The sequence below is a fragment of the Streptomyces sp. NPDC014894 genome, from assembly GCF_043080985.1.
Lineage (GTDB): Bacteria > Actinomycetota > Actinomycetes > Streptomycetales > Streptomycetaceae > Streptomyces.
Window position 1 is genome coordinate 18,518 of record NZ_JBIBWD010000006.1, and the last position, 12,615, is coordinate 31,132.

10 protein-coding genes are annotated in these 12,615 nt (G+C 74.1%); 6 read left to right on the top strand and 4 right to left on the bottom strand.

Annotation, left to right across the window (positions count from 1 at the left end):
- The first annotated feature begins 113 nt into the window (after window positions 1-113).
- Window positions 114-422: a hypothetical protein gene (locus ACF089_RS16015; RefSeq protein ID WP_392026501.1), complete on the top strand. Its 309-nt coding sequence runs from the start codon at window positions 114-116 to the stop codon at window positions 420-422.
- On the opposite strand, the gene ACF089_RS16020 is transcribed toward ACF089_RS16015, so the two are convergent.
- From ACF089_RS16020 to ACF089_RS16030, 3 genes are all read right to left on the bottom strand, one after another.
- Entirely contained in the window at window positions 385-1,173 is a 789-nt protein-coding gene (locus ACF089_RS16020; protein WP_392026502.1) for an SDR family NAD(P)-dependent oxidoreductase, read from the bottom strand. The two genes, ACF089_RS16015 and ACF089_RS16020, sit on opposite strands and share 38 nt — an antisense overlap.
- A 58-nt stretch (window positions 1,174-1,231) precedes the next feature.
- Window positions 1,232-2,215, bottom strand: a complete 984-nt coding sequence (locus ACF089_RS16025) for a DNA-formamidopyrimidine glycosylase family protein (protein WP_392026503.1) — start codon at window positions 2,213-2,215, stop codon at window positions 1,232-1,234.
- 492 nt (window positions 2,216-2,707) lie between these two features.
- Window positions 2,708-7,375: an ATP-dependent helicase gene (locus tag ACF089_RS16030; protein ID WP_392026505.1), complete on the bottom strand. Its 4,668-nt coding sequence runs from the start codon at window positions 7,373-7,375 to the stop codon at window positions 2,708-2,710.
- 312 nt (window positions 7,376-7,687) lie between these two features.
- Between ACF089_RS16030 and ACF089_RS16035 the strand changes: the two genes are divergently transcribed.
- From ACF089_RS16035 to ACF089_RS16045, 3 genes are all read left to right on the top strand, one after another.
- Window positions 7,688-8,542: an AraC family transcriptional regulator gene (locus tag ACF089_RS16035; RefSeq protein ID WP_392026506.1), complete on the top strand. Its 855-nt coding sequence runs from the start codon at window positions 7,688-7,690 to the stop codon at window positions 8,540-8,542.
- A 121-nt stretch (window positions 8,543-8,663) separates the two neighbouring features.
- The gene (locus ACF089_RS16040) at window positions 8,664-9,461 is read left to right on the top strand and encodes an AzlC family ABC transporter permease (protein WP_392027177.1); all 798 of its coding nucleotides are present in this window, start codon (window positions 8,664-8,666) and stop codon (window positions 9,459-9,461) included.
- Window positions 9,458-9,766 carry an AzlD domain-containing protein gene (locus ACF089_RS16045; protein ID WP_392026507.1) on the top strand — a complete coding sequence of 103 codons (309 nt, stop codon included), beginning with the start codon at window positions 9,458-9,460 and terminating at the stop codon, window positions 9,764-9,766. The genes ACF089_RS16040 and ACF089_RS16045 overlap by 4 nt, the downstream gene beginning before the upstream one ends.
- Before the next feature lie 131 nt (window positions 9,767-9,897).
- On the opposite strand, the gene ACF089_RS16050 is transcribed toward ACF089_RS16045, so the two are convergent.
- A complete protein-coding gene (locus ACF089_RS16050; RefSeq protein WP_392026509.1) occupies window positions 9,898-10,839 on the bottom strand; it encodes a hypothetical protein in 942 nt (313 codons plus the stop codon).
- A gap of 80 nt (window positions 10,840-10,919) precedes the next feature.
- Here ACF089_RS16050 and ACF089_RS16055 point away from each other — a divergent pair, with 80 nt between their 5' ends.
- Together ACF089_RS16055 and ACF089_RS16060 are read left to right on the top strand one after the other, a co-directional pair.
- Window positions 10,920-11,114 carry a DUF3046 domain-containing protein gene (locus tag ACF089_RS16055; RefSeq protein ID WP_392026510.1) on the top strand — a complete coding sequence of 65 codons (195 nt, stop codon included), beginning with the start codon at window positions 10,920-10,922 and terminating at the stop codon, window positions 11,112-11,114.
- A 316-nt stretch (window positions 11,115-11,430) separates the two neighbouring features.
- On the top strand, window positions 11,431-12,570 hold the full coding sequence (locus tag ACF089_RS16060) for an AI-2E family transporter (RefSeq protein ID WP_392027180.1): 1,140 nt from the start codon (window positions 11,431-11,433) through the stop codon (window positions 12,568-12,570).
- Window positions 12,571-12,615: the final 45 nt, after the last annotated feature.

A 12,615-nucleotide genomic window follows, 5' to 3' on the forward strand; every position in this document is an offset into this window, starting at 1 on the left:
GGCTCGGGGGCAGATTCGCGGTCCGCGCGGTGTTCCGTGCGCCGGGGCCTGCACCCGGTGCGCCCTCCCTGGGCTGATCGCGCCGGTCTAGCGTGGTCCGGAGGGAGGCAGCCATGGCACGTCGCGGGGTCGCCCTGGGGCTCTTCGCCGTGGTGCCGGCCGTGCTGGTGGTGGCGGGCGTGATGTGGTGGTGGGCCGTGCTGAGACTGCTGTTCGTCCCCGAGCGCTCCGGCCTGATCGAGGCCGCCGTGGCGGCCGGCGGATGGGGTCTGAGTCTGCTGCCGGTCCATGTGACGGCCCACCGGGGGCGCGGACGCGTCCGGCGGGTGGTCGGGGACCTCAAAGGAGTGGTCGGAGAGGCCAAGGACGCGATGGGCGCCGGAGTCACCAGGGCATCGTCGCGCCGCCGTTCGGGCGGATGATCTGGCCCGTCGTGAAGGCCGACGCGTCCGAGGCCAGATGCAGCACCGTGTGCGCGACATCCTCCGGCTCGCCGACCCGGCGCAGCGGGGACAACCGGGCCATCGTCTCCTCCGTCCGCTGCTGAAGCGCGGCGTCGTGGCGATCGGTCATCGGGGTACGGACCCAGCCGGGGGCGACTGCGTTCACTCGTATGGAGTACGGACCCAATTCGGTCGCGAGGGTGCGGGTCAGCTGCACCACCGCCGCCTTGGCCGCGCTGTAGCAGAGCAGGCCGGGCCGGGCGGCGTCCACCGCCCCCGAGGCCATGGTGACGATCGAGCCGGGGGCGCCGGCCGCGATCATCGCTCGGGCCGCCTCCTGGCAGGCGTACAGCACGCCCTTGAAGTTCACCGCGAAGACGCGCTCCAGATCCTCGTCCCTGGTCTCCAGCGCGGTGGCGCTGTGCATGATTCCGGCGACGGCGGCCAGGACGTCGAGCCGTCCGCCGCCCGCGCCGGCCGCTTCGGCGGCTCTCCGCACGGCGGCCGCTACCTCGAAGCGGTCGGTCACGTCGAGACGGTGTGTGTACGCCGTGCCGCCCGCCTCCGCGATCAGCTCCCGGGTCGCGCTCAGCCCCCGAGCGTCGAGATCGGCGCAGTGGACGGCGGCTCCCGCCTCGGCGAGCAGTACGGCGCAGGCGCGCCCGATGCCGCTCGCCGCACCGGTGACGAACGCGGTCCGGCCGCCGAGGTCGTACGCCGTGAGGGGCATGCGGGGACGGTACGACCAGATCTGACGGGTCGTCAACTGTTGGCCTAACCCGTGGCCCTCAACCGGCGGGGCCGGGGCCGATCTGACAGCCGGGGCACCAGTAGCTGATCCGCTCGTCCCCGCCGCCCGGCTCCCGCGAGGACCGTCTCAGCCCGGGGCGCTCCCGCTCGGCCTGCTCCTGCGCGGGGCGCTCCCGCTCGGGGTGCTCCCGCGCGTCCGGAGCGGCCCGGGCGGGGGGCGCGGGCTCCGCCGGGGCTTCGGTCCTGACGGCCGGCCCCGCGTTTCGCGGCCGCCCGGCGCGCGCGGACGGGTCGTCCTTCCGAACGGGGGTGCCGCAGCGCGGGCAGGGTCTGCCCGAGCGGCCGTAGACATGGAGTCGGTCGCGCGAGGGGCCGGGGGCTGTGGTCCGGCGGTCGAAGGTGTTCTTGTTCGCCTCCAGCAGTCGGTGCGCGGTGACGAGGAGCCGCTCCGGGACACCCTCGGGCAGCTCCCCGACCGGCAGCCAGGGCGTGACCCGGGCGAGAAACGCCAGCTCGGACTTGTAGACATTGCCGATCCCGGCGAGATTCCGCTGATCGAGCAGGGCCTCGCCGAGCGGGCGGGCGGGATCGGCGAGCAGCCGGGCGAGCGCGGCGCGCGCGTCCCAGTCCGGGCCCAGCAGATCCGGACCGAGATGACCGACCACCGTCGCCTCGTCCTCGGTGCGCAGCAGCTCCAGCACCGGGAGGCGATACCCGACAGCGGTATGGGACGCGTTCCCGAGCACCGCCCGGATCTGGTGGGCCGGTCCGCCGTGCCAGCGCCCGCCCGCCGGGAACACTCGCCAGGCCCCGTCCATCCGCAGATGCGAGTGGAGCGTGAATCCGCCCTCGATCCGGGTGAGCAGATGCTTGCCGCGCGGAGCGACCTCCACCACGGTCCGCCCGGTGAGATCGGCCGTGGCGAATCGGGGCACCCGCAGATCGAACCGCGTGAGTTCCCGCCCGGCGAGGGCGGTGTGCAGTCGCTTCGCGGTCTGCCAGACGGTGTCTCCTTCGGGCATGGATCCATGATGCGGGACGGGCGCGCCGCACGGGCGGGATACGGGGCTCGGGGCGGGGTGCGGTGCGCGGGGCCGGCTGCCCGAGGCGGGGCCGGGGCGGTGAAGGGCGGGGGCGGGGGCCCAGAGGTCCGGGGGGCGGCTGCCCCCGCGCCGCTGTCCGTCCGCCTACGCCAGCGGGGCCAGGTCAGTGAAGCGCGGGGCGGGGGCCCTGAGGTCCGGGGGCGGCCGGCCCCGCGCCGCTGTCCGTCCGCCCGCGCCGCCCGATCCGGCGGGACGGCCCGGGGCGGCCCCATGGGTGCTGGAGGGCTGCACTGGGCGCCTGGGGAAGCACGGGGGCGGGTGTGCCCGGCCCCCAGGGACTCTGAGGGAAGTGCGCGGGCAGACCCGGACCCGGGGCCCTGGGGAGGAAGGCGCGGCCCCTGTCCCGGCGGCCCCTGTCCCGGCGGCCCCTGTCTCGGCGGCCCCGGGCACGCGCCCGGGCCCGGGCCACTGTCAGGGGCGTATGCGCAGGCCCCGGGGGGTGGCGTGGAAGCCCGCCGTCTCCAGCGCGGGGGCCAGAGGAGAGGTCAGCGCCGGAACGCCGTTCGCCCGCTCCACCGTGACCGTGCCCAGCAGACCCGCCCGGGCCGCTTCCGACAGGGCCCCTGCCGCCGCGTGCAGCGCGGGGGACTCCGGGTCCGTCGCCCAGGCGAGCAGGGTCTTGCCGCCGCGCTCCATGTACATCGTCAGCTCACCGTCGACCAGAACCAAGAGGGAGCCCGCCTTTCTGCCCGGTTTGTGGCTCGCGCCGTCCGGGGGCTCGGGCCAGGAGAGCGCCGCGCCATAGGCGTTGGCCGGGTCCGCCGCGGCCAGCACCACCGCGCGCCGCGCCGTCTGTCCGTCCGAACGCTCCCGCGCGGTCGCCGCCGCCCGCAGCCGGTCCACGGCTCCCTCCATCGCGAACTGGGCCGCGCCCAGCCCTTCCACCACATAGCCCCGTCGTGCCTGTCCGCTGTCCTCGAAGGCCGACAGAACCCGGTACACCGCGGAGAAGCCGCCTTCCACCCCCTCGGCCGCCACCGCGCCCCGGGTCACCACACCGTGCCGGTCCAGCAGGGTGCGGGCCAGGGCGTGCGCGCGATGGGTCGGATCGGGCGCGGTGACCGGGAGGAGGGACCAGCGGCCGCTGACCGTCGGAGGGCCGTTGCGGGAGACGGGCCGGGCCGCCCCGGTGAGGCTGCCGTATCTCCCCCGGGGCACGGTCCGCCGGGCCCGGTGCGCGGTCGAACCCGCCGTGCGCCCCGAGCCGAGCAGCGCGCGCAGCGGGGAGAGGGTGTCATTGGTGAGCCGGCCCGACCAGGCCAGGTCCCAGACGGCGTCGGCCAGCTGGGGATCGGTGGCGTCCGGATGGGTGGTGGCTCTGACCTGGTCGGCGATCTGCCGGAAGAACAGGCCGTACCCCGGTGCGAGGGCGGTGAGGACCGACTCCTGGAGCGCGGTCGGCTCCAGCGGGTGCGGCGGCGGAAGCAGCAGCGGCGCCGCGTCGGCGAGATGGAGGGACACCCAGCCGTCCTTGCCCGGCAGCGAGCCGGCTCCGGCCCAGACCACCTCGCCGCTGGTGGTCAGCTCGTCGAGCAGGGCGGGGGTGTAGCCGTGCACCCGGGACGGCAGGATCAGCTTCTCCAGCGCGGAGGCGGGCACGGCGGCCCCCTGGAGCTGCTCGACGGCCCGGGCCAGCCCGTCGATACCGCGCAGGCTCTTGTCCCCGAGATGCTGCCACTGGGGCAGGAAGGCTGCCAGGGCCGCCGGCGGCACCGGCTCCAGCTCCTGGCGCAGCGCCGCCAGGGAACGCCGTCGCAACCGGCGCAGCACGGTCGCGTCGCACCACTCCTGGCCGATGCCCGAGGGGTGGAACTCCCCCTGGACGATGCGCCCGCCGGCCGTCAGCCGCTGGAGCGCCCCGTCCGTGACCGCCGCTCCCAGGCCGAAGCGGGCCGCTGCCGCGCCGGAGGTGAACGGGCCGTGTGTGCGCGCGAATCGGGCGAGCAGATCGCCCAGCGGATCCTTGACCGGCTCGGTGAAGGCCTCCGGAACGCCCACGGGGAGCGCGGTGCCGAGCGCGTCCCGCAGTCTGCCCGCGTCCTCGATCGCCGCCCAGTGGTCCGTGCCCGCGATCCGGACCCGGATGGCCCGCCGTGTCTCGGCCAGCTCCTGGGCCCAGCGCGGCTCGGCACCGCGCTCGGTCAGCTCCGCGTCGGTCAGCGGGCCGAGCATCCGCAGCAGATCGGCGACGCCCTCCTCGTCCCTGACCCGTCTGTCCTCGGTGAGCCACTGCAGCTCCCGCTCCAGCTCGGTGAGCACCTCGGCGTCGAGAAGCTCGCGCAGCTCCGCCTGGCCGAGCAGCTCGGCCAGGAGCCGGGAGTCCAGGGAGAGGGCGGCGGCGCGGCGCTCGGCGAGGGGCGAGTCCCCCTCGTAGAGGAACTGGGCGACATAGCCGAAGAGCAGCGAACGGGCGAAGGGCGACGGCTCCTGGGTGGTCACCTCGACCATGCGGACCCGGCGGGACTCGATGTCCCCCATGAGTTCGGTGAGTCCGGGCACGTCGAAGACGTCTTGGAGGCATTCGCGGACCGCTTCGAGGACGATCGGGAACGAACCGAACTCGCTCGCGACCTGGAGCAGCTGGGACGCTCGCTGACGCTGCTGCCAGAGCGGGGTGCGCTTGCCGGGGGAGCGGCGCGGCAGCAGCAGAGCCCGGGCGGCGCACTCGCGGAACCGGGAGGCGAACAGGGCCGAGCCGCCGACCTGGTCGGTGACGATCTGGCCGATCTCGCCCTTCTCGAAGAGCGCGTCCGCCGCGCCGACCGGCGCCTGCGCGTCGTCGAACGCCGCGTCCGAGCCGTCGGGCCGGCCCGGGTCGGGGTCGAGCAGATCCAGGCCCATCAGATCGGCGTCGGGCAGCCGCAGCACGATTCCGTCGTCGGCGTGCATGACCTGCGCGTCCATGCCGTACCGCTCGGCGAGACGGGCTCCGAGGGCCAGCGCCCACGGGGCGTGCACCTGAGCGCCGAACGGGGAGTGGATCACCACGCGCCAGTCGCCCAGCTCGTCCCGGAACCGCTCGACCAGAATCGTGCGGTCGTCGGGGACATGGCCGCAGGCCCGGCGCTGCTCGTCCAGATAGGCGAGGACATTGTCGGCGGCCCAGGCGTCCAGGCCCGCGGCGAGCAGCCGCAGCCGGGCGTCCTCGGCGGAGAGCCCGCCGACCTCGCGGAGGAACGCGCCCACCGCACGCCCCAGCTCCAGCGGCCGCCCGAGCTGGTCCCCCTTCCAGAACGGCAGCCTGCCGGGGACTCCGGGGGCGGGGGAGACCAGCACCCGGTCACGGGTGATGTCCTCGATCCGCCACGAGGTGGTGCCCAGGGTGAAGACATCGCCCACCCGGGACTCGTACACCATCTCCTCGTCCAGCTCCCCGACCCGGCCGCCGCCCTTCTTGGGGTCCGCGCCCGCGAGGAAGACGCCGAACATCCCCCGGTCGGGGATGGTGCCGCCGGAGGTGACGGCCAGGCGCTGCGCCCCGGGCCGGCCGGTGACCGTGCCCGCGATCCGGTCCCAGACCACGCGCGGGCGCAGCTCGGCGAAGGCGTCGGAGGGATAGCGTCCGGCGAGCATGTCCAGGACGGCGGTGAACGCCGACTCGGGCAGTGAGGCGAAGGGGGCCGCGCGCCGGGCCAGCGCCAGCAGGTCGTCCGCCTGCCAGCTGTCCAGGGCGACCATCGCCACCAGCTGCTGGGCCAGTACGTCCAGCGGATTCGACGGGATCCGCAGGGACTCGATGGAACCGGTGCGCATCCGCTCGGTGACCACGGCGGCCTGGACCAGGTCTCCCCGGTACTTGGGGAAGACGACCCCGGTGGAGACCGCGCCCACCTGGTGTCCGGCGCGGCCGACCCGCTGGAGGCCGGAGGCGACGGACGGCGGCGACTCGACCTGGACGACCAGGTCGACCGCGCCCATGTCGATGCCCAGCTCCAGGCTGGAGGTGGCCACGACGGCGGGCAGTCTGCCCGCCTTGAGGTCCTCCTCGACCTGGGCCCGCTGCTCCTTGGAGACCGAGCCGTGGTGCGCGCGGGCGAGGAGCGCCGGAGCGCCCCGCGCCGCCCCGGACTGGCCCATGATGTCCGCCGGGGTCCCGGCCGGGGCCGGTGCGCCGGAGGCGTGCGCGTCGAACGCGGCGCCGGTGGCCCGCTCGTAGGCGATCTCGTTCAGTCTGTTGCACAGCCGCTCGGCCAGCCGGCGGGAGTTGGCGAAGACGATCGTCGACCGGTGGGACTGGACGAGGTCGGCGATCCGCTCCTCGACATGCGGCCAGATCGAAGGCTTGTCACCGCCGTCGGCGGCGGCCGAGGAGGCTTCGGAGGCCGGGGATCCGCCCAGCTCTCCCAGATCCTCGACGGGAACGACCACCGAGAGGTCGAACTCCTTCCCCGACGGCGGCTGGACGATCTCCACCTTCCGCTGCGGCGAGAGATAGCGGGCGACCTCGTCCACGGGACGCACCGTCGCCGAGAGGCCGATCCGGCGGGCCGGGCGCGGCAGCAGCTCGTCCAGCCGCTCCAGCGAGAGGGCGAGATGCGCGCCCCGTTTGGTGCCCGCGACCGCGTGCACCTCGTCCAGGATCACCGTCTCGATGCCCGACAGCGCGTCCCGGGCCGCGGAGGTGAGCATCAGGAACAGCGACTCGGGCGTGGTGATGAGGATGTCCGGCGGCCGGGTGGCCAGCGAACGGCGCTCCGCGGCGGGGGTGTCGCCGGAGCGGATGCCGACCCGCACCTCGGGCTCGGGCATGCCCAGCCGGACCGCTTCCTGCCGGATGCCGGTCAGCGGGCTGCGGAGATTGCGCTCGACGTCGACGGCGAGGGCTTTCAGCGGGGAGACGTACAGCACCCGGCAGCGCGTTTTCGCGTCGGCGGGCGGGGGAGCGGACGCCAGCCGGTCCAGCGCCGCGAGAAACGCGGCCAGGGTCTTTCCCGACCCCGTCGGAGCCACCACCAGGACGTCCGAGCCCTCGCCGATCGCCCGCCAGGCGCCTTCCTGGGCGGCCGTGGGCGCGCTGAAGGCTCCCGTGAACCACCCCCGGGTCGCGGGAGAGAAGGCGTCGAGCGCAGTCTTGGTCATGCCCCCCATCGTGCACCGCCGCTCAGACATTCGACCCGCCGCAGCCCTGACCTGGCGACATCACGCCACATCCGGACCCACGCCCTTCCACTTCCGCGCCCCGCCCGGCCCCGGATCCGCGCTCTTCCCTGTCCGCGAACCGCCCCGGATCCTGCCCGCCGGACCCGCGCGGGGCGGGAGGACGCCCCTCCGCCCGACCCGGTCCGGCCCGGAGAGACGCCCCCCGCGCGCGCTCCGCAGGACGACCTCCCCGGCCTCACCCGCACCCGGGGGCTCCGGTCCGAGGAGAAGCGACCCTCCGACCGGAGGAGAATGGGACGCGTGGCACGGCCGTCGGACAGGGAATGGGCCAGGCACTGGCAATTCGAGAAACTGCCGGGCCTCGATCTGCTGCGCGCCCGCTACGTCCGGCACACCTTCCGTCGGCACAGCCACGAGGGCTTCACCTTCGGCGCCATCAGCGGCGGGGCGGAGGATCTGAGCATGCCCGAGGGCATCGTCACGGCCCGCGCCGGTCATGTCGTCATGATCAATCCCGAGGTGCCGCACTCCGCCCGGGCGGGCGGCCCCGAGGGCTGGACGTACGCGACCCTCTACCCCTCGATCGAGCTGGTCTCCGGGATAGCGGACGAGGTCGGCGACGTACGCGGCACTCCCGCCTTCGGCCCGTCGATCATCCACGATCCGCACAGCGCCGAGCTGATACGCGCCGTCCACCTGGCCGCGGAGGCCGGGAACGCGCTCGCCGCCGACAGCCTGCTCCGGGTCACGGTCGCCCGCCTCCTCGCCCGCCACGGCAGCCGGCTGCCCGCCCGGGCCCCGCAGGACTCCGGCGCCCGTACGGCGGCCGCGGCCAAAGCCCTCCTGGAGGAGCGCATGGCCGATCCGCCGTCGCTGGAACGGCTGGCCCACGAGTTCGGCACCAGCCCCTTCGCCCTGCTCCGAGCGTTCAAGAAGGCCTACGGAATGCCTCCGCACACCTGGCTCACCGACGCCCGCGTCCGCAGAGCCCGGCTGCTTCTGGAGGGCGGGAGCACCGCGGCCGAGGCCGCTCTCGCCGTCGGCTTCAGCGATCAATCGCATCTGAACCGGCATTTCACCCGGATCGTGGGAGTGCCGCCCGGCGCGTATCGCAAGGAACGCGCCCCCGGCCGACACGGCACCTGATCGCGGAACGGTCGACAGTGCGCAAGAACGTACAAGACCGAGGACAAAAGCTCCGCGTAACGTCCGGCGCGTGGCAGAACAGAAAACTCACCAGAAGAGTCACCCGCCGGACCGGACCGGCATACCCGGTGAATCCGGGGCGCTCGGCGTCGCGGGCGCCGTGGGCGCGGCCAAGCCGGACTCCGCCGTCGTCCGCGACGCCCTCGGCGTCGGTGTGGCCGTCGGTCTGTCCGGGTTCGCCTTCGGAGTGACCTCGGCGGGCGCCGGACTCAGCCTCCTCCAGACCTGCGCGCTCAGCCTGCTGGTCTTCACCGGCGCCTCGCAGTTCGCGCTGGTCGGGGCGATCGCCGCAGGCGGCAACCCGTTCACGGCCGCCGCCGGGGCCTTCTTCCTGGGCGTACGCAACACGTTCTACGGACTGCGTCTGTCCCAGGTGCTCGCCCTGCCCCGTTTCATGCGCCCGCTCGCCGCCCACTGGGTCATCGACGAGACCGCCGCCGTCGCGCTCGCCCAGCCGACCCGGCGGGCCGCGCGTCTCGGCTTCACGGTGACCGGGCTGACGCTCTACGTGCTGTGGAATCTGACCACGTTCGCCGGCGCGGCCGGGGCCGAGGCCATCGGCGACACCGACGCCTGGGGCCTGGACGCCGCAGGCCCCGCCGTCTTCCTCGCGCTGCTCGCCCCGATGCTCCGCGACGCGACCGAGCGCGCGGTGGCCGCCCTCGCGGTCCTCCTGGGGCTCGTATCGCTGCCGCTGCTGCCCGCCGGAGTCCCGGTGCTGGTCGCCGCGCTCGCCGCGCCCGCCGTGCTCTGGTTCAAGGGCCGCGGCCCGTCGGCCGCGGGGCCGGAGCGGAGCCGGGAAGCGGGCGCAGAAGGCCCGGAGCAGGACCGGGAACGCACGAAGGGTGACGAACGTTGACTGTCTGGATCGCGATCGCGGCGACCGCCGTCGGCTGCTACCTCGTCAAGCTGGCCGGTCTGCTGGTCCCGGCGGGCGCCCTGGAGCGCCCCCTCGTCCGGCGGCTCGCGGCCCTGCTCCCCGTCGCCCTGCTCGCCGCCCTCACCGCTCAGCAGACCTTCGCCTCCGGCAGCTCCCTCGTCATCGACGCCCGCGCGGCGGGAGTCGCCGCGGCGGCGCTGGCGCTGCTGCTGCGCGCCCCCTTCCTGGTGGTGGTCGGCGTCGCCGTCGCGGTCACGGCGGGAGTGAGAGCCCTCGGCGGGTGACAGCGCCGGCCCGCCGACAGGCCCGCCCGCACCCAGCCGTCCAGCCCGTCCGTCCCCACCCGCCCCCGGCCGCTCCCACCCGGCCGCCCGTCCCCCGTCCCGCAAGGCCCCTCGTAGCGGCGTACGGCAGGTCAGCCGATCGACCGGCCGTACGCCCGCAGGGTCCGCAGCGCCTCGATCGTCACCATCGGCCGCGCCTCCAGCGCGGTCCCCGGCGCCCACTGACGCCAGCGCACCGGCCATCCGCCGTCCTTGGCCTGCTCGCGCTCCAGATGGTCCAGCGAGCGATTCATCTCCTCGTCCGTGAACCAGCGCCGGGACAGCGACCGCGGCGTACGCGCGAAGTCATGGGGGAAGTGGTGCTCGCCGGGGGCGTACCCGTCGGCGACCGGGTAGTCGGCGAGCCGCTCCGGCGCGAGCACCGCCAGCCGCTGCTCGCGCACCAGCCTCCCCAGCCGGTCCGCCGCCGCCTCGGCGCGCGCACGGTCCGGCACCCCGTCCAGAAAGGTGACCGCGGCCTCGATCTCGTACGGATGGGACCGGGTCAGCCCGTCCACGGCCGCCCAGCAGAAGTCCGTGGCCCGGAAGAGCCAGGCGTGCCAGACCTGATTGCGGTGCAGCAGCCCCACCACCGGCCCGGTCGCGAGCAGATCGCCCGGCGGATCGTCCACGATCGGAATGAACGGCGCCGCCGGATATCCCCGCTGGGAGGGGTGGATCGCCGGGAGCGCTCCCTCCCGCGTCGAGACACCGGTGAAATAGCGGCACATCCGGTCCACCCGCTGCCCGCCGCAGCGGCCGATGGAGTCCAGGACGCGCAGCGCGTGCCCCGAGTGCAGGGGCTGGCTCACCGGGCCGCGCAGATCCGGCTCCAGGGCGTGGCCGTAGCCGCCGTCCCCGTTGAGATGGGCCGAGAGGGCGGCCTCGACGGCGTCCGCCGAGCCCTCCAGGAAGTGATACGCGAATCGCCGCTGTTCCAGCACCCGGGCGGTGAGCCAGATGAACCCCTCGGCACGCGCCAGCGGCGACAAGGGCGAGGGTACGGGGCCTGCTTCTTCTCCGGTTCCAGCCATGGCACCGACCGTAGGGGTGGAAAGTGCCCCCGGCATACGGAACAGCCGGTACCGCAACCCTGGGGCGGGATACTGGCGTCATGCGGTTGACGATTTTCTGGGAGCGGATGGCGGACCACTTCGGCCCGTCGTACGCCGACTCCTTCGCACGTGATCATGTGATGGCCGAACTCGGCGGACGTACGGTGCACCAGGCGCTGGACGCCGGCTGGGAGACCAAGGACGTCTGGCGAGCGGTCTGCGCCGCCGTCGGCGTGCCCGCCGAGAGACGGTGACGGCCCCGGCCGGGAGCCCGGTCGGCTCCTCGGCGGTCTCCGGGTAGGCGAGACTGACCCCGTGGCTCCGAAGACCGACAGAAGTGACCAGGACAGCAACGACGGCGACGACCGGGACGGAACCGGCCGGCGCGACCGGCACGGAATCCGGCGGCGCGATCACCGGGATCCGACCGGCGCCGACAGCGGCGTGCCCAGGCAGGGCGGAGCCCTGGCGGACCCGGGGGAGAGTCCGCGCGCCGCGCTCGCGCCGGATCCGATCCCGCCGGACGGCCCGCCGCCCGGCCGGGTCGCCGACCCCGCCGACCCGACCCGGATGCCTCGCTGGCTGCCGCGCGCCATGGTGCTCGCGCTGGCCCTCTATGCCTGCTTCCAGCTCGGCAACTGGGCCTTCCACCAGCTCATCGGGCTGCTGATCAACATCCTGATCGCCTTCTTCCTGGCGCTGGCGATCGAGCCCGCCGTGGGCAGGATGGCGGCCAGGGGCATGCGCCGGGGACTCGCCACCTTCCTGGTCTTCTTCGGGGTGCTCATCGCGAGCGTCGGCTTCGTCGTCCTGCTGGGCTCGATGCTGGCCGACCAGATCGTGACCATGGTCGAGGACTTTCCCAAATATCTCGATTCCGTGATGAGCTGGATCAATGGGACCTTCAGTACCGAACTGTCCCGGGTCGAGGTCCAGGACAGCGTGCTCCGCTCCGACTGGCTCAAGAAGTACGTCCAGAACAGCGCGACCGGGGTCCTCGACGTCTCCGCCACCGTGCTGGGCGGGCTCTTCAAGCTTCTGACGGTCTTCCTCTTCTCCTTCTACTTCGCCGCCGACGGGCCCCGGCTGCGCCGCGCGCTCTGCTCCGTCCTGCCGCCCGCCAAGCAGGGCGAGGTGCTGCGCGCCTGGGAGATCGCCGTCGACAAGACGGGCGGCTACCTCTACTCCCGCGGTCTGATGGCGCTGATCTCCGGCGCCGCGCACTACGTCCTGCTGGAGATCCTGGGCGTGCCCTACGCCCCCGCGCTCGCGGTCTGGGTGGGGCTGGTCTCGCAGTTCATCCCGACGATCGGCACCTATCTCGCGGGCGCGCTGCCGATGCTGATCGCCTTCACCGAGAACCCCTGGTACGCGGTCTGGGTGCTCGGCTTCGTCGTGGTCTACCAGCAGTTCGAGAACTATGTGCTGCAGCCCAAGCTCACCGCCAGGACGGTCGACATCCACCCCGCAGTGGCCTTCGGCTCCGTCATCGTCGGCACGGCCCTGATGGGCGCGGTGGGCGCGCTGATCTCCATCCCCGCGGTCGCCACGCTCCAGGCCTTCCTGGGGGTGTACGTCCGCCGGTACGACGTGACCGACGATCCCCGGGTGCAGGGCCACCGGAAGCGGGACGGCGGCCGGGCGCTGGCGCAGGCGCGCGCGGCGCTGGCCAGGGCCCGGAGGGGCCGGCCGCCCGCCGACCAGGCCTGAGGGCCCGCCGCCTTCACCGCGAGCCGTTCCGGGACCGCCGCCGTC